The organism is Asaia sp. HumB (assembly GCF_030263835.1).
Classification (GTDB): domain Bacteria; phylum Pseudomonadota; class Alphaproteobacteria; order Acetobacterales; family Acetobacteraceae; genus Asaia; species Asaia bogorensis.
The window spans coordinates 1,811,618-1,835,761 of record NZ_JARPML010000002.1; the positions used below are offsets into that span (position 1 = coordinate 1,811,618).

Annotated in this window: 18 protein-coding genes; 7 read left to right on the plus strand and 11 right to left on the minus strand. The window is 59.1% G+C overall.

Annotation, left to right across the window (positions count from 1 at the left end; genetic code table 11):
- Positions 1–21 precede the first annotated feature (21 nt).
- Complete coding sequence (locus P5689_RS09335; RefSeq protein WP_285532938.1) at positions 22–747, minus strand: hypothetical protein; 726 nt, start codon at positions 745–747, stop codon at positions 22–24.
- 128 nt (positions 748–875) lie between these two features.
- Between P5689_RS09335 and P5689_RS09340 the strand changes: the two genes are divergently transcribed.
- Positions 876–1,331 (plus strand): GNAT family N-acetyltransferase, encoded by a 456-nt coding sequence (locus P5689_RS09340; protein WP_023977942.1) that lies wholly within the window; start codon positions 876–878, stop codon positions 1,329–1,331.
- A 61-nt stretch (positions 1,332–1,392) separates the two neighbouring features.
- Here P5689_RS09340 and P5689_RS09345 read toward each other — a convergent pair whose 3' ends face one another.
- Positions 1,393–3,084: a thiamine pyrophosphate-binding protein gene (locus tag P5689_RS09345; protein WP_023977943.1), complete on the minus strand. Its 1,692-nt coding sequence runs from the start codon at positions 3,082–3,084 to the stop codon at positions 1,393–1,395.
- A gap of 168 nt (positions 3,085–3,252) precedes the next feature.
- Between P5689_RS09345 and P5689_RS09350 the strand changes: the two genes are divergently transcribed.
- Positions 3,253–3,732, plus strand: a complete 480-nt coding sequence (locus P5689_RS09350; RefSeq protein ID WP_023977944.1) for an Lrp/AsnC family transcriptional regulator — start codon at positions 3,253–3,255, stop codon at positions 3,730–3,732.
- 365 nt (positions 3,733–4,097) lie between these two features.
- Here the strand turns inward: P5689_RS09350 and P5689_RS09355 are convergent, their stop codons facing one another.
- Positions 4,098–4,865 carry an SDR family oxidoreductase gene (locus P5689_RS09355; protein WP_023977945.1) on the minus strand — a complete coding sequence of 256 codons (768 nt, stop codon included), beginning with the start codon at positions 4,863–4,865 and terminating at the stop codon, positions 4,098–4,100.
- 72 nt (positions 4,866–4,937) lie between these two features.
- Positions 4,938–6,959 carry a transketolase gene (tkt, locus tag P5689_RS09360; protein WP_285532941.1) on the minus strand — a complete coding sequence of 674 codons (2,022 nt, stop codon included), beginning with the start codon at positions 6,957–6,959 and terminating at the stop codon, positions 4,938–4,940.
- Positions 6,960–7,489: 530 nt separating this feature from the next.
- Here tkt and P5689_RS09365 point away from each other — a divergent pair.
- Together P5689_RS09365 and P5689_RS09370 are read left to right on the plus strand one after the other, a co-directional pair.
- The gene (locus tag P5689_RS09365; protein ID WP_285532942.1) at positions 7,490–8,833 is read left to right on the plus strand and encodes an MFS transporter; all 1,344 of its coding nucleotides are present in this window, start codon (positions 7,490–7,492) and stop codon (positions 8,831–8,833) included.
- A gap of 499 nt (positions 8,834–9,332) precedes the next feature.
- Positions 9,333–12,332 (plus strand): TonB-dependent receptor plug domain-containing protein, encoded by a 3,000-nt coding sequence (locus P5689_RS09370; protein ID WP_408868571.1) that lies wholly within the window; start codon positions 9,333–9,335, stop codon positions 12,330–12,332.
- A gap of 210 nt (positions 12,333–12,542) precedes the next feature.
- Here P5689_RS09370 and P5689_RS09375 read toward each other — a convergent pair whose 3' ends face one another.
- From P5689_RS09375 to P5689_RS09405, 7 genes are all read right to left on the minus strand, one after another.
- Entirely contained in the window at positions 12,543–13,277 is a 735-nt protein-coding gene (locus P5689_RS09375; protein WP_285532944.1) for a class II aldolase/adducin family protein, read from the minus strand.
- Positions 13,274–14,308, minus strand: a complete 1,035-nt coding sequence (locus P5689_RS09380; RefSeq protein ID WP_285532945.1) for an isopenicillin N synthase family oxygenase — start codon at positions 14,306–14,308, stop codon at positions 13,274–13,276. The genes P5689_RS09375 and P5689_RS09380 overlap by 4 nt, the downstream gene beginning before the upstream one ends.
- Before the next feature lies 1 nt (position 14,309).
- On the minus strand, positions 14,310–15,185 hold the full coding sequence (locus P5689_RS09385) for a TIM barrel protein (protein ID WP_285532946.1): 876 nt from the start codon (positions 15,183–15,185) through the stop codon (positions 14,310–14,312).
- Positions 15,186–15,197: 12 nt separating this feature from the next.
- Positions 15,198–17,429 (minus strand): TonB-dependent receptor, encoded by a 2,232-nt coding sequence (locus P5689_RS09390; RefSeq protein ID WP_408868572.1) that lies wholly within the window; start codon positions 17,427–17,429, stop codon positions 15,198–15,200.
- A 266-nt stretch (positions 17,430–17,695) separates the two neighbouring features.
- A complete protein-coding gene (locus P5689_RS09395) occupies positions 17,696–18,457 on the minus strand; it encodes an amino acid ABC transporter ATP-binding protein (RefSeq protein WP_062163845.1) in 762 nt (253 codons plus the stop codon).
- Complete coding sequence (locus tag P5689_RS09400) at positions 18,447–20,054, minus strand: ABC transporter substrate-binding protein/permease (protein WP_408868538.1); 1,608 nt, start codon at positions 20,052–20,054, stop codon at positions 18,447–18,449. The genes P5689_RS09395 and P5689_RS09400 overlap by 11 nt, the downstream gene beginning before the upstream one ends.
- Positions 20,048–21,004 (minus strand): LysR family transcriptional regulator, encoded by a 957-nt coding sequence (locus P5689_RS09405; RefSeq protein WP_035443988.1) that lies wholly within the window; start codon positions 21,002–21,004, stop codon positions 20,048–20,050. The genes P5689_RS09400 and P5689_RS09405 overlap by 7 nt, the downstream gene beginning before the upstream one ends.
- Before the next feature lie 326 nt (positions 21,005–21,330).
- Between P5689_RS09405 and P5689_RS09410 the strand changes: the two genes are divergently transcribed.
- The 3 genes from P5689_RS09410 (at position 21,331) to P5689_RS09420 (ending at position 24,115) form a co-directional block, all read left to right on the plus strand.
- Positions 21,331–22,197, plus strand: coding sequence for a dimethylarginine dimethylaminohydrolase family protein (locus P5689_RS09410; RefSeq protein WP_035443986.1), 867 nt, complete (start codon positions 21,331–21,333; stop codon positions 22,195–22,197).
- Positions 22,198–22,241: 44 nt separating this feature from the next.
- Positions 22,242–23,192 (plus strand): glyoxylate/hydroxypyruvate reductase A, encoded by a 951-nt coding sequence (locus P5689_RS09415; protein ID WP_285532949.1) that lies wholly within the window; start codon positions 22,242–22,244, stop codon positions 23,190–23,192.
- Between the two features lie 179 nt (positions 23,193–23,371).
- Positions 23,372–24,115: a glycosyltransferase family 25 protein gene (locus P5689_RS09420; protein ID WP_285532950.1), complete on the plus strand. Its 744-nt coding sequence runs from the start codon at positions 23,372–23,374 to the stop codon at positions 24,113–24,115.
- Positions 24,116–24,144 lie beyond the last annotated feature (29 nt).

Genomic DNA, 24,144 nt, shown 5'->3' on the forward strand with positions numbered 1-24,144 from the left:
GAGCGCGTCATTGATGGCTGTTTATTGCGGCGAAAAACCGTATTCTTTGAAAAGAGTGCGAAGAATGGCACGTCGTCGCTCGGCTTTGGGTGTTTCCGCATTGATGGCCCAGAATGAAAGGTGAGGCATGTTCATGACGGGAATGGTCCGGCCGGCAATCGCGCATGTGCCTAAGTGAATCGTCCAGCCAGCATGATGCGCCTCGTGATTTTCGGTAAAATGCGCGCCTATTCCCTGTCTGAATGTATCGCGGTTGCCGTGCGTAAGGATTAATTCCGGCTGGATAGCGTCGATAAAGAATTCATGAACAGGGCGGCATTGCGCGATGGCGTTCTCAAAATTTATATGGAAACGCAGATTGCGCGACCGGGTAAATACTAGATTACTCGCGGCAATCTTGCGTGTCTCCAGCCCCATCATCGCAAACAGTTTGCGTATACGGCACTGTGATGGCGCCTCTCCTGAGGGTGAGTTTCTTGGCGGATCACCCCATGACTGGTCCAGAAACGCATTTATCCCTGCTCGGCTAGCAGTTAGTGAGTGTCGTATGGTGCCGTCACGGTTGTTGCCAGGGCTCCCCCCGGGATTAAGCCCAAGGAAATAGACCGGACCCGGTACAAGCGTCATGACGTCGCTATAGAGGACGGCGCCGGATGCATCGAGCAAGGTGCCTCCACCCCGAATTGGCTGGGAAGCCAGATACGCTTCGGCCCGGTCGAGAACGCTGTGTGGAAAAATGGCTGACAAAGGCGACGATCCTTGGAAGGGTGTGCCCATCATCAGGCAAACGCAGGAGAGCGTATGGGCCAGGTACCACTTTGCGATCATTCTCCTGCTCTGAAGCGGCTCAGGCAACAGGGAAGGCATATTGGCTCATGGAAATAGGGATCGACGATCTCTCCAGCGCGGAAAGCCGGGCGCTGCTGGCCTTGCATTTGTCGGGCATGGCGGAAAGCACGCCAGAGGCATTCCGTTTTGCCCTCGATCTCTCAGGACTGACCACGCCCGAGGTTACGGTATGGACTGCGCGTATCGAGGGTCGTGTCGCCGCCATTGGGGCGCTGAAGCAATTTGGAGAGGGGGTGGGCGAGGTCAAATCCATGCGGACCCACCCTGATTTTCTCGGACGTGGCGCTGGAGCGGCCATACTGGGCACGCTTATCGAGGCTGCCAGAGCGCATGGTCTGATGCGATTGAGCCTCGAAACCGGGACGTCACCATCGTTCGAGGCTGCGATAAGGCTCTATCGCCGCTACGGGTTCGAGAGTGGTCCGCCCTTCGGCCCGTATAAGGCCACCGCGCATAACCAGTTCTTCCATCTGGCGTTGTAAAAGCGGGTTTAGTGCAGCGAGGCCCCGTGTGGGGGCGAGGGCAGAACCCTCGCCGCAACATTCAGCGGCTGATCATGATCTCGATCAGATTGGCCTTGCCGCTCGCAATACCAGCCTGAATGGCGGGGGCGATATCGCCAGCGCGTGTCAGGCGCTGGGCAGGCAGGCCCATGGAGGTGGCGAGAGCCTGATAATCGATGGTGGGGTTAACGATATCCATTGCGATGAAGCGCCCGGTCTGTGCAGCCGTGTAGTTCTGCTGACCACGCATGAAGTTTTTCAGCACGTTATATTCGCAGTTATTCATGACAACGAAGGTGATGGGGAGGTGTTCGTGAGCAGCCGTCCAGAGCGCCTGAGGCGAATAAAGCGCCGCGCCATCACCCACGAGGCACACGACAGGCTCGCGCTTCAGGCCGAGTGAGCAGCCGATGGCAGCGGGCATACCCCACCCCAAAGCCCCGCCGCGCAGAAAGGAGTACTGAGACGGATCACTGCTTTCGAGAAAGCTGCGGACAAAGCCCGATGTTGCAATGGCCTCATCCACGATCGGGGTGTCAGGGCCGATAGCCCGTACGGCCTCACGCGCAGCCAGAATGGGTGGGATGACCGCCTCATTCATGGCCGCATCAGCGCGGCCATGAAGGGTGGCGCGCTCCGAGGCGCGCTGCGTGGCCGCTTTGCGGCGCAGGGCGTCATAGGCGGGGGCATGGGCAAGCGAGGCCTTTTCCACCAGTGACTGAAGCGCGTTGAGCGATGCTTTCAGATGGCCGCAGGTAGAAAGCGCCGTGGGATAGGTGCGCCCCAGATCGTTCACATCGGCAGAAAGCTGGTAGACGGTACACCCCTCAGGAATAGCCGAGCCTTCGGTGTAGAGAATGGTGATGAGCGATTTGCCGCCAATAGCGAAAATGGCGTCATACTGGGAGAGCACTTCGGCAATACCGCGCGCCGTGGTGGGCAGGTTACCACGCCATAGCGGATGGGCGGTCGGGAAAGGGACGCGCGAGGGCCACGAAGAGCCATAGACGGGCGCCCCCAGTGTCTCGGCCAAAGTTGCCGTTTCGGCAGCGGCGCGGCTGGCATGGATTTCGTCGCCTGCAATCAGGGCAAGGCGCCCGGGCGCGATGGCGGCAAGGGCATTTGCCAGTTCTGGCAGGGCGCCGGCGATGGCATTGCGGTCGATGCGTGAAGGGGCCCCGGCACTGACGGTGCTCATCTCCTCCATCACGTCCATGGGCAGGGACAGAAAGACCGGGCCGGAAGGTGCGGCATCGGCGTCGTGAAAGGCGCGCCGAACCAGCGTGGGAAGTTGCTCGGCAGAGGCAACTTCCTTGCCCCATTTCACCGCAGGCTCGGCAATTTTCAGAAGATCACCAAACAGGAGCGGATCGGTAACGGCGTGGCGCAGATCCTGCTGCCCTGCCGTGACGACAAGGGGTGTTTGCGAGACATGGGCGTTGAGCAGATTACCCATGCCATGACCCAGCCCGCCTGCTGTATGCAGGTTTAGAAAACCCGGTCGGCCCGCTGCCTGGGCATAGCCATCGGCCATGGCCACAGCGCTCGCCTCCTGCAGGGCGAGGATGTAGCTGATATCGGGCCTGCGCAGCAGACTGTCCATAAGAGGGAGTTCCGTCGTGCCGGGATTGCCGAAGATATACTCGACCCCCTCACTCGCGAGGATTTCGAGCAGGATATCGGCACCACTGCGGGCGTCGAGCGTGCTTGTCTTGGCGAAGCTGGCTGACATGGTCTGGCTCCAGAAAGGGCGTTTTTGCGGGATGTCGGCCAGTTGAGCCAGCATCCCTTTGCCGGAACGGTATCATGCAATCTTCTGATAAAAATTGCGTTTTCAGCTTCCAGAATGTAAATCACACGCATAAAATATGCGGCAAAAGATCACTTTTGAGGTATGAAGATGCTTGAAGATCTGGATGCGATTGACCGCCATCTGTTGCAGTTGCTTCAGCAGGATGCATCACGCCCGACGGCTGAGCTGGCCGAATCTGTCGGGCTCTCGCAGGCGCCATGCTGGCGTCGCATACAGCGCCTCAAGGAATCCGGAATCCTGCAAAAACAGGTCTATCTGGTGGATCGGCGCAAGATCGGGCTGAACGCGCAGGTTTATGCTCTGGTGAAGCTCACAGCCCATGCCCGCGCCAATCTGGCTGCGTTTGAAGAGGCTATACGCGAATTCCCTGAGGTGCAGGATTGCTATGTTCTGCTTGGCTCGGTCGATTTCATCCTGCGCATCGTGACGCGGGATATCGAATCCTACGAGCAGTTCTTTCTGAAAAGACTGGCCCTGATCCCGGGGATACAGGAGGTCAATTCAATGGTGGCTCTGTCGGAAATCAAGCACACGCTCGAACTTCCCATAGAGCGTCTTACCTCCTGAAGGCCGAGAATAAGCCCGTTTTCGAGGCCGAGTGCGCAGATCATCTGCGACACGAAACGCAGTGACGCAGGACAAGGCGTAGAGGGCGCGTCGAATGGGTTCAGCTTACAAGGCCGATATATCCGGCCTTACGTCCCGCCCCGCCCCGCCCCATGAGTAAAAACTGAACGGCACGACAATCCGGGATCAAAGGGGCTAACGCCCCTTTGCGGGTTTCAAGGCAGCGCCCTGAACAGCCGCGCCAGCAACAGGGTCTTTATCCATCTTTAGACGACCTGTGGAACGGACGAAAGACAGGGTGACGCAAAACAGGTTCCGCAAGCGCCCGTCCCTCTGAAGGTCTCAGGGCAGAGCCCTGCGCATTCTTACCAGCAGCAGAAACCGCCATCCACAAGCAGGTCGACCCCGGTGCAGAAGGACGCAGCGCGGGAGGAGAGGAAAATGGCGGGCCCCACCATTTCGCGCGGGACGGCAATGCGGTTCATGGGGGTGTCGTTCTCGAACACCTTCACACGCTCGGCCCATTCGGGGCGGGTGTTCATGGGGGTAGCGGTATAGCCGGGGCTGATGGTGTTCACACGCACGCCGCGCGTTGCCCATTCCATCGCGAGGCTTTTGCTCAGATGAATGACGGCGGCTTTGGACGCATTGTAATGCGCCTGCATCAGACCGCGATTGACGATCACGCCGGACATGGAGGCGATGTTGACGATTGACCCGCGACCATTGGCCAGCATGGCGCGACCCTCGGCCTGAGAGGAGAGGAAGACGCCTGTCGTATTGATATCGAGCACGCGCTGCCACTGGTCGCGTCCCATCTCCTCGGCCGGGGCGGCATTGGCGATGCCTGCGGCATTGACGGCAACCGAAAGCAGGCCGAGTTCGGCCTGTGTGGCCGCAATGGCGTCGGCCAGGCTGGTTTCGTCGGTTGCATCACCGGTGCAGACCAGCGCGGCACGTTTGAGACCGCGGATACGGTCGGCGGTCTCGTCGAGGCCCTGACGTGAGCCGGGGAGGTCGAAACAGGCAACCGAAGCACCGGCTTCGGCAAGGCCGATGGCGATCTGTTGCCCGATGCCGCTTCCGGCCCCGGTGACAAAAGCGACATCGCCGGAGAGATCGAAAAGGTCCATGAATTTATCCAGTATGGGTGGGGGCGGCATGGGTGGGTGCCGCCCGCAAAAATGCCGGGAAAGGGCGTGTTGTCAGGCGCTACGGCGTCTGGCGTGACGGGCGAGAAGCGCTTCGGCGCGCGTGACGACATTGGCTGTCGTGAAGCCGAAATGGCGGAACAGATCCTGTGCCGGGCCGGATTCACCAAAGCCCGTCATGCCCACGACATCACCATCGAGCCCCACATAACGCGACCAGTACATCGTGCTTGCGGCCTCTATGGCCAGACGGGTGCGCACGCCATCGGGCAGGACGCTTTCGCGATAGTCTGCGTCCTGGGCATCGAAGGTTTCGGGTGAGGGCAGGGAAACCACCCGGACCGCGAGATTCCGGTTGCGCAGGAGGGTGGCGGAGTCCATGGCCAGTGTGACCTCCGAGCCTGTAGCAATCAGGATGAGGTCAGGGATGCCTGCGCAGTCGGAAAGGATGTAGCCACCGCGCCAGGCATTGCGCAGTTGTTCCTCGCTGCGGCTGTGTTGTTTGAGCGGCAGGCGCGAGAGCGAAAAGGCGGTGGGGCCGTCACGACGTTCAAGCGCGCTGACCCAGGCGATGGCCGTTTCGACCTGATCGCAGGGGCGCCAGGTTACCATATTGGGCGTCTGGCGCAGGCTCGCGAGCTGTTCGACAGGCTGATGGGTGGGCCCGTCCTCGCCCAGACCGATGGAATCATGCGTATAGACCAGAATCTGACGCTGTTTCATGAGCGCTGCCATGCGCACGGCATTGCGCGCATATTCCATGAACATCAGGAAGGTCGCGGTGTAAGGAATGAGGCCGCCATGCAGGGCAATACCATTGGCCATAGCAACCATGCCGAATTCGCGCACGCCGTAATCAACGTAATTGCCGGCTGCATCGAAGCAGACAGAGGAAGACCCTGACCAGCATGTGAGGCAACTTGGGGTTATATCGGCGCAGCCGCCGAACATTTCGGGCAGATGGGGGGCAAAGGCCTCAATGGCGTTCTGCGATGCCTTGCGCGAGGGAATATCCCTGGGGGCTGCCTGCAGGGTGGCGACCAACTCACGCGACAGGGTTGCCCAGTCTGCGGGGAAGGCGCCGGCCTGACGGCGGGTGAATTCGGCAGCCAGATCCGGATAGGCATCGCGATAGCGGGAGAACAGATCGTTCCAAGCGGCCTCGGCCACCTCTCCGGCTGGGCGATGATCCCAGTCGCGATAGATGGCGTCAGGAATCTCGAAAGCCGGACTGGCCCAATCCAGACGCTCACGAATTCTGGCGATTTCATCGGCGGGAAGAACACCGCCATGCACCTTGTTGGTACCGGCATAGCCTTCGGAACAACCCTGACCGATGGTGGTACGGCAGATGATCAGGCTAGGGCGCGTGGTTTCGGCGCGTGCTGCGTTGAGTGCGCTAAGCACAGCATCGGGGTCATGCCCGTCAATCTCGCCGATCACCTGCCAGTCATAGGCCTCGAAACGCTTGCGCGTATCATCGGTATAAACCCCGTCGATCGGCCCATCATTGGTGACCATATTGCGATCATAGAGGGTGATCAGCTTGCCGAGCCCGAGCGTGCCCGCCAGAGCGCAGGCTTCATGCGAGATGCCCTCCATCAGGCAACCTTCACCCACATAGGCATAGGTGTGGTGATCGACGATGGGTAGACCGGGGCGATTGAACTGCGCGGCCAGAGTCTTTTCTGCCAGCGCCATCCCGACAGCGTTGGCGATACCCTGGCCCAGCGGGCCGGTGGTGGTTTCGATTCCGGGTGCATAGCCGAATTCGGGGTGTCCGGGCGTTCTGGAATGGAGTTGGCGGAACTGCCTGATGTCCTCGATCGTCAGGTCGAACCCGCTCAGATGCAGCAGGGCATAGAGCAGCATCGAGCCGTGGCCGTTGGAATAGACAAAGCGGTCACGGTTGCACCAGCCCGGATTGGCCGGGTTGTAGCGCATCACGTCACGCCACAGCACTTCAGAGATATCAGCCATGCCCATTGGCGTGCCGGGATGGCCGGACTGGGCCTTGAAGATGGCATCTATGGCCAGGATACGGATGGCGTTGGCGCGTTGCTTGCGGGTTGTCATGAGAAGCCCTCGGTCTGATCCGGCCAGTGGCCGCAATGTTAGATTCGGCTGATGAAATGATATGCATTAAACTCTGTTCATGAAGCTTGTTTTGCGAAGCATGAATAATACCCATTTTGTTGCATTAAGAGAATACCACACAAGCAATGTAGCCATTGAATAGAAATATATAACTATGAGATTTTCATACAATCCATGCACAATGGCGTGATGGTTAGCCGGAATGCGGCCTAGGTATAAGCGTAAGACTTATATCTGTCGAATACAGAGTTTCATGGGTAGACAATTCAAATTATTGTCACCTTGGGGTGGTAATACAGATCGCGTTCTATAAAAGTTCTTATATGATCTCATTAAAAAACGTTTATCATACCAACTCTGACAGCCTGAATGTCTCATAAGAACAGACCGTCTGGTAACTATAACTCTTTTTTGTGATTTGCCGGAGGGGGACAACCCGCGCAAAGGAGGACGGGCCAGGCACGCTGCAGGGCAGCAAGATGCCTTTTTTGAGACTCAGGAGAAACACAATGGCAGGCGGGACATTCGTCGGCGGGGCACGGTCCGCAACCGACACTTTGCCAGACATTGAGCCACAGACGGCTTTCGGACGGTTCATCTCATGGGCCGGCATTCCGCCGATCATGATCTGGGGCTTTATCGGTACTCTGCTCTTCATGATCGGTGACGGCGTAGAGAGTGGTTACCTCTCTCCCTATCTCGTCTCGCTCGGCTTTCAGGAGCATGACGTTGCCGGCCTGTTCACCATCTATGGCCTGACGGCAGCTGTATCGGCCTGGGCCTCGGGTGCCCTTTCCGACATGTGGGGCAGCCGCAAGGTCATGCTTGTCGGTCTGGCCATCTGGATCCTGTTCCAGATCGGGTTCTTGGGTTTCGCCCTGCCGTCCAAGTCCTGGACATTGATCACGCTGTTCTACGGTCTGCGTGGCTTTGGCTATCCGCTCTTCGCCTTCGGCTTTCTCGTCTGGGTTGTGAACACGGCGCCCGTGCAGAAACTGGGCTCCGCCGTTGGCTGGTTCTGGTTCTGCTTCACGGCAGGTCTGCCCACGCTGGGTACGACGATTGCCGGTGTCCTGCTGCCCATCATTGGTGGTTATGCAACCCTGTGGGTCGCTCTGAGCTTCGTTGTCTTCGGTGGTGCGCTGGCCCTGCTCGGCATGAGCCGCGTGCCTCGCGTCGAAACGGGCAACAACGGAGCACTCAAGACGCTGTTCATGTCGCTGGCCATTGGCTGGCAGCGCCCCAAAGTCGGCATTGGCTGCATAGTGCGTGCCATCAACACCTCTGCTGAATTCGGCTTCCTGGTGTTCATGCCGCTCTATTTCACCCATACACTTGGCTTTACCATGGGCCAGTGGCTGGCCGTGCTTCAGGCCATCTTCATCAGCAATATCTTCTTCAACCTGTTCCTGGGCATCGTGAGTGACAAGCTGAGCTGGCGCTACACGACCATGATCATGGGTGGCATTGGCTCGACGCTGAGCACCATGGCACTGTATTTTGCCCCCACCATGCTGGGCCCTGACCATCTGTTCATCGTCATGATCGCCGGTGCCTTTTACGGCATGACCCTGGCTGGCTATGTGCCGCTTTCGGCCCTGATGCCTTACCTCGCTCCCGAGAACAAGGCAGCCGCCATGTCGCTGCTGAACCTCGGTGCAGGTGCCAGTGTCTGGATCGGCCCGGCCATCGTTTACATCTTCGAGCCTGCCTTCGGGGTGTTCGGTGTGATGGTTGTCTACTCCATCATCTACTTCATCAGTGCGGTTCTGACCTACTTCCTGAAGCTGGACCCGGAGGTGGAAGCCCATCTCCACTCCACCCGCGCTTCAGCCAAGGGTTTCTCCCACTGAGTGAGCGGTTTCCTTCTTGAGACGAAGGAGAAAAAGGCGGGGGCCAAAGCCCCGCTTTTTTTATGTCATGCCAGCCAGTGCGTATGCGGCGACATGCGAAACGGACAAGACATAGGTCGCTGTCAATTCTTAACCGTTAACGGTTCCCCGTGAATTCGATTTTTTTCGAAATAAACCTGCGCCCAGCAAGAGCCCGATCATGCCAGATCGTTGTAAGTAACTGACAGAAAATGATTTCTGATTGGTAACGGTGCTTCTGGCAGTGTGACATTGTTGCACAGCATTGCTCGAACTATGTAATATAAATGTAACGCGCCTTGCGGACGTTAACAATCTTCCGTTACGGCTTGGGAACGTTGCGATGCGTAATATCGCGAATTAACCCATTTTGACGGAACGTTCCATGACGCTGCTCCCAAGAGAGACGCACGAATCGGGTCGCCATGACCCGATCGTCGCCCCGTCAACCCGACGCAAGCGACCGCTTGCCGCCGGTCTCATGAGTGCCACAGCCTGTGTCGCTCTGTTGCATTTCGTCAGTGACGCACGGGCACAGAGTGTTTCGGCCCCTGAAACATCGACAATCCCTGCCAACGCCGCCAAGGCTCCTGCCAAGAGCAAGGTGAAGGTCAATGCCCAGAGCCGCGCGACGCGCGCCAGGGCTGTTTCCGCACCGGTTGGGGACGCTCCTGCGACTTCACGCCCCGAAACCATCATGGTGACGGGCTCGCTCTTCCGCGATCCGAACACGACCAGTGCGTCACCGATCACGCACATCACCATGAAGGACATGCAGCAGCGCGGCATCAAGACCGTGACCGATGCGCTGCAGCTTCTGTCTTCCAACGGTGCAGGTAATCTGACCAATGCCTGGTCGGCGGGTGGTGGCTTTGCCGCCGGTGCATCGGCTCCGTCGCTCCGCGGTCTCAGCACGGATTCGACCCTGGTCCTCATGGATGGGCAGCGCCTGTCGTACTATCCGCTGGCCGATGACGGCGAGCGCAACTTTGTCGACACCAACTGGATGCCGCAATCCATCATGCAGGGCGTGGACGTGCTGCAGGATGGCGGCTCGGCAACCTATGGTGCTGACGCCGTTGCCGGTGTGGTCAACATGATCACCCGCAAGGAAATCAAGGGTTTCGAGGGTAACGCCGAAGGTGGCCTGACACAGCGTGGCGATGCAGGGCATCAGCGCCTCTATGCCACCTGGGGGCATGGTGACCTGCACAAGGACGGCTACAACTTCTACATCAACTCGGAATATCAGCAGGACGATCCGCTTTATTACCGTCAGCTCAATTCACCGTATAACAATGGTGACCTGACCGGGATCGGTGGCAGCAACGGTAACGATAACATCGTCTCGGGTGGCTCGATCACCAATTTCGCGCCGTCGACCGTAGCGCTCGTGCGTCCTGTGACAGGAACCGGCACCAATACGGCACCCTGGTCGCTTCTGAACCAGCAGGCGGGTTGCCGTGGCCTTGATGGTCTGGTTACAGGAGCTGTCGGTGGAAGCACCGGCACCAGCCAAGCCTGCTCATGGAACACGCAGAAATACGCCCAGCTTGCGCCCGATCTGCGTCGCGTCAGTGCCACAGCGCATTTTACGGCCAATGTTACGGAGCGTTCGCAGCTGACGGCCATGTTCACCTGGTCGCAGGCGCGTTCGATCATCACGGGAACGCCCTATTCAACCTATGGTGGTACGTCCTACAGCCAGGCAAAGCTGGCATCGGCGCAGAATACCTATCTGCCCGTCTATCTGGCTGACGGCTCTCTGAACCCCAACAATCCTTATGCCGCACAGGGTGAGCAGGCGCAGGTCAATTATCGCTTTGGCGATCTGATTCCGACCACCATGGATACGAGCCAGAACTTCCGTGGTTCGGTACGCTATAATGGCTGGCATCCGTCGCGCTGGGGTTCGGACTGGAATTACGACGTCAACTTCGTTGGCATGAACACGCTGCTGAACCAGACGATCACAGGCGTGCCGACCATTTCCGGCATCCAGAACGCGATCACCAGCGGCAGCTACAATTTCGTGGATCCGTCGCAGAATTCGCAGTCGGTGCTGAACTCCATCGCGCCGCGCAATGTTATCAATGCGCGTACGCAGGAATATTCGGGCGAAGCCACGCTCAGCAAGGGTCTGTTCCACCTGCCGGGTGGTATGGCCAAGCTCGCCATCGGCGGCAACATCCGTTACGAAGCCCTGAACGATCCGAACGCCAACCCGCTTGATACGGCCAATCCGGCCAACCAGTACACCAGCTATATCAACCCGGTGAACGCTCAGGGCAGTCGTTGGGTCGAGTCAGGTTTTTTCCAGGCTGAGGCGCCGATCGTTAAGATGCTGAGCGCCGATGCCTCGGGCCGTTACGATCATTATTCAGAAGGCTTCAGCCACTTCTCGCCGAAATTCGGTGTGCAGTTCAAGCCGACCGAAAAGCTGACCCTGCGTGGCACGTTTCAGAAGGGCTTCCGCGTTCCCAGCTTTGCTGAAACAGGCGGGTCGAATGTGGGCTACACCACCTACACACCCAACAATGCCAACTTCATCAGCCAGCATCTGAACGCCAACGGTACGCCCAACAACTACGCTCAGAATTACTATATTGGCTCGAACACGGCCGGTAACCCGAACCTGCGTCCTGAGACCTCGACCAATTTCTCGGGTGGTCCGATCTTCCGTCCGACCCGCTGGCTGACCCTGATGGCGGATTACTATTATATCCGCAAAAACCACTACATTGCGCCTAACCCGGTGGGCACCACCAACGTGGCCAACGCCTATCTCGCAGGCGAAGCCCTGCCGACGGGCGTGACGGTTACGCCGGATATTGCCGATCCGCAGAACCCGAGCGGCCAGCTGCGTCCGGGCATCATCAATCTTGGCTATGTGAACACGAACAAGCTCGTGACGGATGGTTTCGATCTGTCTTTCGAGGCCAATACCCAGCTTCCCGGCGTGTTCCGAGAAGTGCACTGGTACAGCAAGGGCACAGCGACCTTCGTGCGTCGCATGAACCTGACCAATCCTGATGGCTCGGTCTATCGCTATGCCGGAACGCTCGGCCCTTACGGTGCCGTTTCGGCATCGGGAACGCCGCGCTGGCGTGCCAACTGGTCCAACACACTGTCATGGCGCAAGCTGGCGGTGACGCCGACGGTCTATTATACCAGCGGCTATCGTACGACGGCAGAAGACCAGACAGGTTCGGGCACGGCGGGCAACTGCGCCGATGCCCTGACCTCCAGCAGTTTCGTCCCTCAGGGACAGTGCAAGGTCAAAGGCTTCTGGGATGTCGATCTGACGGTGAACTATCAGTTCAACCGCCGCTGGAGCGCCTATGCCAACGTCTACAACCTGCTTGGCTTCAAATCGCCTTACGATTTCGGCACCTATGGCGGTTACCTCTACAACTCTTCCTGGACCCAGAACGGTGTCGTTCTTCGCTCCTTCCAGTTCGGCGTGAAGGTCGTTCTCTGATCCTCTCGTTCGTCTGACATGAAAAAACCCTCCGGGCTTCGCGGCCCGGAGGGTTTTTTACGTTCTCGGCCGCTCTCAGGCTCCGGATGCACGGCCCGGATAAGAGCCATGGGAAGCGCCCCATGGAATGGGCTTCCGGATGGGCGTCTTGTGAGGGCGACTAATTTCCGAGCGGTTGCCTCATGCCCTGCAAAGGGCGCGTTCCCTGGCTCAGTTTTTGTAATCCGGTTGCTCACGATCCAGCTTGCGGCGCAGGGCCTTCCAGATCATCTGGCCCTGATCGGGGTCTGTCTCGAATTGCTGGCGCGCGCGCAGCACCTCGGCCTCGCTCGGGCAATGCAGTCTGGCCCCGGTCGATTGCGCGGCCAACTGCACGCGGCAGGCCTGTTCTAGATAATACATGCGGTAAAAGGCCTGAGCCACGGTGCTTCCAATGGTCAGTAGGCCGTGATTTTGCAGAATCAGCCCCATATGGTCGCCCAGATCGCGCACCAGACGCTCGCGTTCGCTCAGATTGTCGTCTGCCGCAATGCCCTCATAGGGGTGAAAGCCGATGCGCCCGTAGAACTCCATATTGATCTGATTCAGGGGCAGGATACCCTCCTCCTGCGCGGCAATGGCCATGCCCGCGAGCGTGTGGCTGTGCATCACGCAGTCTGCCTCGGGATGGGCCCGGTGCACGGCGGAATGGATCACGAAGCCAGCCGGATTGACTGGCCAGCTTGTCTCCTGCTGAGGATGGCCTTCGGAATCCACTACCACGAGCGAGCTTGCCGTGATCTCCTCGAAAAGCAGCCCGTAGGGATTGACCAGAAAGCGATGCCCTTCTCCGGGCAAACGCACGGAGAGATGGGTGTAGACCATGTCGGTCAGGCCGAACTGTGCGTAAAGCCGATAGGCGGCAGCCAGATCCTCGCGCAGTTCCTTCTCGGTCCGGGCGGTCATGCGGTCACTCCCGTCTTGCTGAAATGCCCGAATGTATTGGTGCGTCGTGTTCCCTCAGGCAAGGCAATTTCACCCCGCTCGCGTTTGGCAATGAGATAGGAATAGGTCTGCATGGCCTGCGCCCACATGTGATCCCCGATCTTCACGGCCTCATAGGCGGTGTCGCCCTTCTCGAAGGCGGGGAGGGGGCGGATCTCGTGATGATAATCGCAGGCATAGAAAAGCGGGAAGGAATAGCGTTCCTCCTTCACGCTCCGGACCCTATGCGCAGTGGCGACAAAAGCCCCCGCCGTCATCATTTCGAGCATATCGCCGATATTGACCACAAAACTCCCCGGAATGGGCGGCGCATCGATCCACTCACCCTTGCCGTTCAGCACTTCCAGACCCGGCTGGTCGGCCAGCAGAATGGTGAAGCACTCATAATCGGTATGCGCGCCAATGCCCGGTGCGTCATGAGCCTCACCATCGAAGGGATAATGGATCATGCGCAGCTTCGAGGGAGGGAACTGCGCCACATCGTCGAAACTATGTTCATCGAGCCCCAGCGCGAGGGCGAAACCACGAAACAACACACGCCCCAACTCGAAAACGGCCTTGTAATAGGCGCTTGCACGCTCGCGGAACAGCGGGATGTCGGGCCAGTCATTGGGGCCGAGAAGCGGCGTTCCGGCCTGGACCAGAGGATGATCGGCAGGAACTTCAAAGCCGATATCGAAGGCCTCCTTATGGTCGGGGCGGGATTTGTTGTAGATTTCCTCCCCTTCCGGAACGAAGCCCTTATGAGAGGCGGAACTGCCGATATAGCGCTTCATTTTCTCCTCCAGAGGTTGGGAGAAGAAATCCTTCGCGGCTTGGCGCAGATCGGTGATGAGTTCGGGCGCGACGCGATGACCGGCAATATAGAAAAACCCGATCCTGCTGGCCGCTTCGTGCAGCGCCGCCGCCACTTTCTGACGATCGGTCTTGTCTGCCGAATACAGCCCGGCAATATCGATCACCGGAATGGACGTGAACGTCTCTTCTGTCATGTCAGGACTCTCCTGCTGAAGCGGGGAAGCACCCCGCGAAGGATCTGACCTGATCCTGCCTGAGCCAGTCATTCATGGCATGGCGGTCGGCAAGGGGCAGATCGGTGAAGGGCAAGGTATGGGTGTAGCCATCGGGACCACATTCCGGTGTCAGCGTTGTGACAGCGTAGCCGCGTGCGCGCTGCGACATCCAGATTCGGCGCCAGAAATCGCGGTGAAAATCGAGTGCGGCGCGATTTTCAGGTGCTGCGGGATGCGAGACCTGCGGGCCCTGATCATAGCCTACGCGTGCCTGAACGTGATGCACACGCGCGATGAATCCACTGAAATCATCGCAGGGGTCATTGAGCAGTCTTTCGCAGCTCACCACCCAATGGCTGATATCGGCGGTAAAAAGCGCTTCGGGTATTTGCGCGATAACATCGAGCGTGACCCAGGGTGTCGCGCAGAGCCGGGCGCGATGGGTCTCGAAGCTGAGCGTCAGCCCATGCTTCTGCCCCAGATTCATGGCTCGATTGATGAACTCGGCCTGAAGTGCGGCATTCCAGCGATCATTGCCGCCCAGCACGTTCACGAAGCGGGGGGAGAGGCGCGCGGCGCGCCCGAGGGCCTCATTCAGATCGGCCAGATGGTCGTCCAGCGTTGCGCTCTGGCGGGGGACGACCCCGCCGCCGGTCAGGGCGATGGCGATATAAGGGCAATCGGTGTTGCGCAGGGCCGTACGGCAGGCAGCGAGGTTTTCCGGTTCCGGGATACGCGCCTCGATCCCGTCATAGCCTCGACGATGGGCATCGGCGATAGCCTCAACCCAGGTACGCGTATCGCCCCAGAGTGTTAGGAAGCTGTCGAGGCGCATCGGCGTGTCGTCTCCCGTCATGCTTGTGTCGGGTCAGAAATTATAGCGCAGATCGCAGCCGATCCAGCGCGGCGTCTGAAGGAACTGCACGCGTGAATTATCCGAGCCTGTGAAGGAATAGGTGTTGCCGTGCTTGTTGAGCATGTTGTCGACATAGATTGCGGCCGTCCATTTGCCGGTTTTGGGCCCCACTTCCATGCGCATTCCGAACGAGCTGATCTTGTCGGTCACGCCATTGGGGTCGCCTAGGGCCACCAGCATATTGTCCTTCCAGGTGTAGCTGGTCTGGAGCGTCATGCGATAGGCGCGGGGCAAGTCGATGCCATAGCGTGCGACGGCATTCCAGGAGAAGCGCGGGGCAAAAGGCAGCACCGAATGAGCCGTAACAGAGGAAAGCAGCGGCAGGCCGCCGATATCATTCACCGCATTGGTGGCCTGCGCGTCGAGATAGGCAAAGGAGCCGCGCAGATCGAGATTGGGGATCAGATCATGCAATGTGCTCGACAATTCGCCGCCGCGGGTACGGGCACGGGGGATAGGCCCAAGGCTGAGCGAGGTGATGTTCATGGGCATTTCAGCCACGAACAGCGTCTGGCGGTTATGATATTCGTAATCGAACAGCGCGCCTTCGATCTGCACATGGTTGTGCAGCAGGCTGGTCTTGGCGCCGACTTCGTAAGCGATCATGTTTTCAGGACGCACATAATCGAGTGCCTGAGGGGCAGAAACGGGGGCCGCAAAATAGGCGCCTGCCTTGTAGCCGTTGGAAATGGTGGCATAGACCTGTGTGCCGGGCACGATGGTGTAACGCAGCCCCACGCGCCCTGTCAGGCGGGCATAGGAATGGGTGGTGTCGAGGCGTGACAGATAGGCGCCCTTGCTCGTCAGCGCGCCAGCATCATCGATCGTCCCGCCCTTGAAGCCGCGATCATCCCAGGAGAAACGGCCCGAGGCGATGAAATCGAGATTACGCAGCACATTGGTGACCGTGTTGATATAGAGCCCCGTCGAGACATTCTGCTGCACGAAACGATCCGTCAGATTGCCATTGGGCACGCCGAGCAGAAAAGAGCGGTAGCTCGTATAGGCCCCGTTGATCTTGTCCCAAGATTCATAGACGCCCACCGTCAGGCGAAAACGTTTCGCCAGATCCATCCTGAGATGCATGTCATGGGACTGGGCGAGGGACGTATCATTCCAGTGATAATCACCGACGTTGATTGATTCACCATCGTAATTATCATAATCGCTGCGACGGAAGGCGTCGAAGGCGGTGGTCGAGACGAACTGCCCCCAGTTGAAATCATGGGTGTAATTGATCGAGACGCCGCCGCCATTCTCGTTACGGCCGACGCGGTTCTTGCCCACATTGACCGCGTTATAGGACGCATTTGGCCCCACCCCCACCGTTCCTGTCGGAAAACCATTGACCGCGTCGCCATCCGTATCCTGCGGCGACATCGAAATGCCCTTGTCGCGCGTGTAATGGATATTCAGCAGCAGGCTCGAACGGTCATCGATCAGAAAGCGCGTGAGATTGCGCAAGCCGAGCTGATCCTGCGAGCCATAGCGTTTGTTGGTGTGGATATCGCGCTGCCAGCCATCACCATTGATATAGGAAAAGGCGGTGCGGTTCTGGATACGGTCGGTGATCGGCACATTGACCGCTGCACTCGCCGTATTGGTGCCATAGCTGCTATAGCCCCAATCCACATAACCGCCGAATTTTCCGTCTGGCTTGACCGTCTCGACCGCGATATTCCCGCCCGTGGAGCTGCGCCCGTAATCGAAGCCCTGCGGCCCTTTCTCGACGGCGACAGACTGGGTGTCGAACATCTGCCCTGTATAGAACACAGGGTAGGGGGCAAACACGCCATCCTGATAGATGCCGATCCCGCCCATGTTGTTGCCGGTATAGTCATCAAGCCCGATGCCTCGGATCGAGAAGACAGGCGTGCTGCCAGACGTCGCATTCACCGCGGTAAGGCCCGGCGTATAGGCGGCAATGTCCTTGGGGCTGGTGATGTGCAGTTCCTGCAACTCGCGGCCACTCAGCACATTGACCGTGGCCGCCGTTGTCAGGAAGCGCTGAGCGCGTGATCCCGTGACCTGAATGGCCTCCGGATCGGAATGGGGTGCTGCATGGCGCCGGGCATGGGTGCTGCTGCGCGGCGTATGGGTGGCGCGGGATGGGGCAGCGCCATGAAGGGGATGATTGGGTGTCGTGGTCTGCGGGCTTGCTGCTGCATGGGCCACACCGCCCATACAGGACCCGTCCAATCCCGAGCCAGCCAGAGCGATCCCGGCAGAGAGCGAAAGCGCCGTGCTGGTCAGGCGGCGAAATCCTTTGGGCAGGCGCGTCATCATGAAAAGGACTCCCGTCAGTGGCTTCCCTGTCATTGAAGAGGCGAAACGACATCCTGTTCGATTGAAAAAAACCAAACCTCACTTTGTCAGATCGTTACCCATATCGCGTCATTCATGGAATTTATGGCAAATCTTCCGGGATCATGCGCCTTGAGACGACTTTGTTACGTGTGGTGAATCATCTGGTCCAGAAACTGGCGCGCACGGGCCGTATCGGGTGCTGTAAAAAACTTCTCCGGGGGGGAAGCCTCCAGCACGACGCCCTTGTCCATGAACACCACGCGGTCGGCAATATGGCGCGCAAACCCCATTTCATGAGTGACGCAGATTGTGGTGATGCGTCGCTCAGCCAGGGCGTTGATAATGCTGATCACACCCTTGATGGCTTCCGGGTCCAGAGCCGCGGTAGGTTCGTCGAAGAGAATGATATCGGGCGCCATGCACAGGGCGCGGGCAATCGCGACACGCTGCTGTTGCCCGCCTGAAAGCTGGATCGGGTATTTATCGGCCTGTTCGCCGATACCCACCTGCTCCAGATAGCCTCGGGCGAGCGATTCCGTTGCATCGCGATGGGCCTTGCGGACAAGCCGCGGGGCAAGTGTGCAGTTTTCAAGCACGGTAAGATGCGGAAAGAGATTATAATTCTGAAACACCATCCCCACTGCCCCGCGCAGCAGGGGCAGGCTTGTCTTGTTGTCGATCACCTCACCATCGATCATGAGCACCCCACTATCATGGGGCTCGATACGGTTCAGCGTGCGGATAAAGGTCGATTTTCCTGATCCCGATGGCCCCAGAACGACAATTTTCTCGCCATGATCGATATCGAGGCTCACCCGGTCCAGCGCAAGAAACTCGCCATAGAATTTGCTAAGCTTGCGCAGGCTGAGGGCGCAATCGGGGTTGGGGGGCAGATTATGCAACATGGTTTGATGTCTCCGCCTCTGCGGTACCAGCCGCCGCCCTGCCTGCAGGGTTTTCCGTGGTCATGCCGGGTCTGGCGGCGCTGCTGGCGCGGCTTGCCCAGACAAACCGTGTTTCGATGCGCTTTTGCAGGTGCAGGAAGGCGAACACCATCACGAGATAATAGACCAGCGCCGCAGCGTAATATTCGGTAAACTCGAAGCTGCGCGCCACCTGGACCTGCGTGATGAACAGCAGTTCCTGAAGGGAGATGACCGAAGCTAGCGAGGTTGTCTTGAGCAGTGAAATGAACTCATTGATGGTGGGCGGCAGCGCCACACGCAGGGCCTGTGGAAAGATCACATGGCGGTAGATCTGTGCCTGGCTCATGCCTAGAGCCTGCCCCCCTGCCAGCTGTCCGGGATCGATAGCGCTCAGCGCCGCCCGATTGATCTCAACCTGATAGGCTGACTCATTGATCGACAGGCAGATCCACGTGGCCAGAAAAGGCGAAAACCAGCTTTCGCGAAACACCGGAAAGAATTGCGGCAGCGCATTCCAGATGAAGAGAAGCTGCAGCAATGTCGGCGCACCACGAAAAACAGCGACATAGGCCCGCAGGAAAGGGTGCCAGAGTGAGCGCGGGGCGTTGAGTTTCAGGGCAATGGGAATCGAAATGACGATGGCCGCCGCATGAGAAGCGAGCGCAATTGCCAGCGTCATGATGGCGCCCTTGAGGAACGCCATCGAGAAAAGGGCTGAGAAAAACGTGGTTGTGTTGAAGCGCGGTCTTTCACTATGCACACCGAGCGCCGCCCGTGCAGCCGGGCCGACATTCCATTTTTTCTCAAGGGCTGCGATCTTGCCCTGCTGCTTCAGCGTGGCGATGGCCCCATCCAGCAGCGCCTTGTCCTGCCCGGTGCGGCGCAGATAGATCGCGAATTCGGAATAGCCCGGCAGGGAGGGGGTGAAGATGACATGCAGCTTGCTGCCCAGCTGGGCCTGTCGATAGAAAAGCTCGACATCCTGACTCAGGAAATTCTGTGACCGTCCAACCAGAACCTGCTGCACCACCTGATCTTCGCTCGGATATTGCTGAAGCATGATCGGGGCCTTGCCACGTGCAGCCAGACCCTGGTTGATTTCCTCGATACGGGCGGCATAGCTCGTGCCTGATTCAACAGCGAGGCTCTGCCCCGCAAGGGCGTCGAAACTGCTCACCGGTGCGATCTGGCTGGGGGCCACCACAACGGGGGATGTTTCTAGATAGGCAACCGCATCAAACAGCCGCTCGCGTGACGCCTGTTTGAGCACCCCACTCATGACCAGACTGCACCGCCCCGCCCCGAGGCTCGGGAAAAGCCCTGTGAAATCCATCGTCTCGAATTGAACGGGGACATGCCAATAGGCGCCCAGCTCACGCGCCAGCGCGATATCGAACCCGTCCAGCGCCGAGAGATCTGCCCCGTTGACGAATGTCATGGGGGGCAGGGTCGGATTGGTGCAGATACGCAGCGTTCCGTTTTCGATGAAGGCCGGGCGTTCCTGGGCATAGCCTGAAGCTGGCGAGAGGAACACGACCAGCAGCGCAAGGCAGGCGATGAGGCGGCGCATCAGCATGTTTCTTCCAGAATGGCACGGAAGGTTTCGGCCATGAGCCCGTTTTCCGGGGTGGGACGTATCAGGAAGTAGAAATGATTCACCAGATGCAGGTCGTTGAACACGATGTGGCGCAGCCTGTCCTGCTGGACCATCTGCGTCACGAACAGCTCGGGCAGAAAACCGACATACATGCCCGACAGGATCAGCAGGGCGCGTGAGTCGATATTATCGGCGCGCGCCGCAAAATTCATGGAGGGGCGCAGCTCATCCCATCGCGGGGAAGATGCGGCATCGCTGACACTGATCATGCGTGCCTCGGCGAGGGCGGCGATATTGATCGTGTCTTCCGGGCGGTCGAAAAGCGGATGGCGGGCACCGCAATAAAGATTGGACCGTTCGCTGAAGAGGGCGGTTGCTTCCATTTCGGGCTGCTGGTGCGGATAGAGCGTTATCCCGGCCGTTGCCGTCCCGTTACGCACGGCAAATTCCACATCGCGTGTCGAGGCCGAGCGCACATCCATCTCGACCGCAGGATAGCGACTGGTAAAGATCTGGATGGCCCGCAACAGGGCGGTTTCGCCATGAAACTGGATGTTGTCGGGCAGATAGAGGCAGAACCGCCCCGAGAGCGTTCCGCTGACATCATTGATGCGCTGCTGGAACAGATCGATATCGGTAAAAAGGCGCGTCGTGGCATCGAGTACCCCCTGGCCCTCATTCGTCAGGGCAAAACCCGCGCGCCCACGGTGGCACAACACCATGCTCAGCCGGTTTTCAAGGGCGGCAATGTCAATGCTGATCGAGGATTTGCTCTTGCCCAGCGCCAGTTCTGCCGCAGCGAAACCGCCATGCTGGGCCACGCAGGCAAAGACACGCAGCAAACGCAGATCGACCTCGGCGATACGCCCCTGAAACCCGCTGGCGCGAGGTGGGCGTCGTGGCGTGGCGTTGGTGCGGATACGTGACAAAGGCGGGAATCCTGCTTCAGCAAACACGTGATGATATCTCCCCTTGCGACACGATCAACCGTTCATCTGCCAGCCTTCTGTCGGGCTTTGGCAAAAGCCGGATCGGTTACAGGGAGTATGCCGGGTGGGGCGCAGGCGATAATTTATGAAACGCCAAACCAAACTCCATCTCATTGTAATTGAGAAATGATCGGGTGGCTTCTAGCCTCGCTCACACCTGACGGGCGTTGATGGCCTGCCAGATGCCTCAACGGGCCTTGCGTCAGGCAGGGTCGCAGCCGGCAGAACCTGCCCCACCGGGTCTGCCTTCAACAGGAGCGCCGTGCATGACTGCCAATCGCTGGTTCATTGATAGCGAAACCGGAACATTGTCGGATGTGCTGCTCTGCCCGCCTGATTTCTACACCTGGAACCCGAGCAACGATATCGCCATACGCACCCTTGCCACGGGTGCACGACCGGACCCGGCAAAGCTGCAAGCGCAATTTGCCGGGCTGGTTCACGTGCTGGAAGAGGCTGGCGTTCATTGCCATTTCCTCACCCCGCGGGAGGGCCAGCCCTATCAGGTCTATACACGCGATTCGTCGCAAACGACCCCGTGGGGCACGGTCGTCACGCGCCTGATGCGCCCCGAGCGCCAGCCCGAGCAGGAGGGGATCGAGGCTTTCTACGCCGGAGATGAGATCACCGGATACTGCACCGAGGGTTATGTCGAGGGGGGCGATATCCATATCATCCGTCCCGGCCTGGTTGTGGTGGGTGTCAGTGGCGGCCGTACAACCGTCGAAGGGGCGCAGGCCTTTCTCAAGCCTTTCGAAGCGGCAGGCTGGACATGCCGCATGGTCCATTTCCCCGAGCATTTCCTACATCTGGATGTGATTTTTACGATGGTGACCGAAGGGCTCGCCATTGGTGTCACGGATGTGCTGGAGGATGAAGACCTTGCCTGGTTCGAGGCGCAGGGCATCCGTATTCTTCCCGTGACCTACAAGGAGGCCATGCGCGATATGGCGTGCAATGTGCTGGCGCTGGGCGAGGGGCGGGTGGTGAGCCCCCGTCATTCGCGCCGCGTCAATGCCATATTGCGCGATCATGGTCTGACCGTGCTGGAGCCTGAACTTGACGAGTTCTCGCAAGGCGGTGGCAGCATACACTGCATGACGATGCCGCTCAGACGTGCCAGTCTGGCCTGACGACACGGCATCATGTTTTTTGATGCAGGCAGGAGAGCGTAGTCATGGCACCACGTCTGATCATCAGTGCTGATGGGCCGGAAGCCTTTGCAGGCTGGCGCGATTCCTTTGCCACCCATGCGCCCGATATCGAGATCCTGTCCTGGTTCGATCCTGCCACGCCCCGTGATGCGGCGCAGTATGCGCTGGTCTGGGAGGCCGATGACGATGATCTGCGCGCCATGGGGCATCTGCACGGTATCCTGTGCACGGGCGCAGGCGTCAATCACCTCGTCAGAAGTCCGGCCTTTCCCCGTCATGTGCCGCTCGTGCGCATGGGGGGGGGCGATACGGCGCGGCTGATGGCCGATTATGTTTTATGGGCGTGCATGACCCTCTTGCGTGATGCCCGGACATGGGCCTTGCAGCAGGCGCGGCATGAATGGGCGCGTAATCTGGTTTCGCGTACCAGCGCCAATACCCGCGTCGCTGTGCTCGGTTATGGGCAGATCGGGGCGGTGGTGGCGCAAAGCCTAGCGCGTGCCGGATTTGAAGTCTGCGCCTGGCGTCGCTCGCAAGGGGAAACCGCAGACGGGCCTGTCAGTCTTTTCAGCGGGTCGCAAGGGCTCGAACATGTTCTCGGTCAGGCCGATCTGCTGGTCAATCTCCTGCCCAGCACACCCCAGACACGACACCTCCTGAACGAGGCAACCCTAACGCAATTGCCGCGCGGTGCAGGGCTTATCAATGTCGGTCGTGGCGATCATCTGGTAGAGGCCGATCTGCTGGCCCTGCTGGATGCGGGGCATCTCTGCGGTGCCGTGCTGGACGTGGTGGCCGAAGAGCCCCTGTCTCCGCATTCGCCGCTATGGGATCACTCGGCCATCACGCTGACCCCCCACGTGGCCTCCGAAGCCTCACGGGAGGAACAGGTCCGTTATGTGGCGGAGGTTATTCGTGAGATGGAACGCGGGGGAAAACCGTCGCTGCTCTATGACCACCAGCGCGGGTACTGACTGCTTCGCACATGTGCGGCTGGGTGGTCCGCGCAAGCCCTGACGGGTATGTCGCTCGCCCCATAAGGCAGCTGTCTGTCAGTGTTCCGGCATAGCGTTACCCCGGCGTTTTTCCCGTCGCCCGGCACTATGCTAGAATGGCTTTCCTGCAATGGTGGCAGGTATGGCAGGGGAGTATTATGCGCAGGGTCGTCATCAACAGGGCATGTGATACGGAGAGGCTGCAGGCATTTCGGCGTGCCAATGCCCATATGCCCGATATCGAACGCGTTGAGGGAACAGAGGGGCGCGATATCCCGCTCGCTTCACTGGTCGAGCGTGGCATGGCCGATGCGGGGCTGGTTTACAAGCCTGGCGCCATAGGGGCGGCCCTGTCCCATCTGGGGCTGTGGAGCCATGCAGCGCATCAAAACGAAGCACTGATGATTTTCGAGGATGACGCCCTGTTGTGCCGAAATTTCGACGCGGAATCCGCGCGATTGATCGCGACCCTTCCGCCCGAGTGGGACGTTGTCCTGCTGGGTTATAATTTCAATGCACCGATCACGATCGACGCCTTGCCCGGCGTAACACGCAGCGTGGTCACGTTTGATGAGCGGCGCATGCAGAAAAACGCTGCATCGTTTGTGGCGCAGGATCGTCAGAGCGTTGCCTATCGTCTGCTTCAGGCGTTCGGTCTATGCGCCTATGTGGTGTCGCCCAAGGGCGCGCGCCGGCTGCTCGAATGTTGCCTGCCGCTGCGGGCGCAGGAATATCAGCAACTCGGTCTGGATCGGATGGTGCGTAATGTCGGTATCGACGTCGTGACGTCCTATTATTTTTCCCAGCTAGAGGCTTATGGCGCTTTTCCGCCGCTTGCCCTCTCGCCCAATGACAAGACGATCTCCACTATCAGCCCACGCGTGACAGGCCGCCTGGTCTGAAGCCGGATGCGGGATTCCCAGTACGCCGG

What these genes read in the sequence shown, in the direction of transcription:
- P5689_RS09375 (WP_285532944.1), bottom strand. Translation starts at nt 13,277, where the DNA reads ATGACCGCCCGGACCGAGAAGGAACTGCGCGAGGATCTGGCTGCCGCC.
- tkt (WP_285532941.1), bottom strand. Translation starts at nt 6,959, where the DNA reads ATGACAACCCGCAAGCAACGCGCCAACGCCATCCGTATCCTGGCCATA.
- P5689_RS09415 (WP_285532949.1), top strand. Translation starts at nt 22,242, where the DNA reads ATGGCACCACGTCTGATCATCAGTGCTGATGGGCCGGAAGCCTTTGCA.
- P5689_RS09420 (WP_285532950.1), top strand. Translation starts at nt 23,372, where the DNA reads ATGCGCAGGGTCGTCATCAACAGGGCATGTGATACGGAGAGGCTGCAG.
- P5689_RS09395 (WP_062163845.1), bottom strand. Translation starts at nt 18,457, where the DNA reads ATGTTGCATAATCTGCCCCCCAACCCCGATTGCGCCCTCAGCCTGCGC.
- P5689_RS09400 (WP_408868538.1), bottom strand. Translation starts at nt 20,054, where the DNA reads ATGCTGATGCGCCGCCTCATCGCCTGCCTTGCGCTGCTGGTCGTGTTC.
- P5689_RS09370 (WP_408868571.1), top strand. Translation starts at nt 9,333, where the DNA reads ATGAGTGCCACAGCCTGTGTCGCTCTGTTGCATTTCGTCAGTGACGCA.
- P5689_RS09355 (WP_023977945.1), bottom strand. Translation starts at nt 4,865, where the DNA reads ATGGACCTTTTCGATCTCTCCGGCGATGTCGCTTTTGTCACCGGGGCC.
- P5689_RS09340 (WP_023977942.1), top strand. Translation starts at nt 876, where the DNA reads ATGGAAATAGGGATCGACGATCTCTCCAGCGCGGAAAGCCGGGCGCTG.
- P5689_RS09350 (WP_023977944.1), top strand. Translation starts at nt 3,253, where the DNA reads ATGCTTGAAGATCTGGATGCGATTGACCGCCATCTGTTGCAGTTGCTT.
- P5689_RS09365 (WP_285532942.1), top strand. Translation starts at nt 7,490, where the DNA reads ATGGCAGGCGGGACATTCGTCGGCGGGGCACGGTCCGCAACCGACACT.
- P5689_RS09390 (WP_408868572.1), bottom strand. Translation starts at nt 17,429, where the DNA reads ATGGGCGGTGTGGCCCATGCAGCAGCAAGCCCGCAGACCACGACACCC.
- P5689_RS09385 (WP_285532946.1), bottom strand. Translation starts at nt 15,185, where the DNA reads ATGACGGGAGACGACACGCCGATGCGCCTCGACAGCTTCCTAACACTC.
- P5689_RS09380 (WP_285532945.1), bottom strand. Translation starts at nt 14,308, where the DNA reads ATGACAGAAGAGACGTTCACGTCCATTCCGGTGATCGATATTGCCGGG.
- P5689_RS09345 (WP_023977943.1), bottom strand. Translation starts at nt 3,084, where the DNA reads ATGTCAGCCAGCTTCGCCAAGACAAGCACGCTCGACGCCCGCAGTGGT.
- P5689_RS09410 (WP_035443986.1), top strand. Translation starts at nt 21,331, where the DNA reads ATGACTGCCAATCGCTGGTTCATTGATAGCGAAACCGGAACATTGTCG.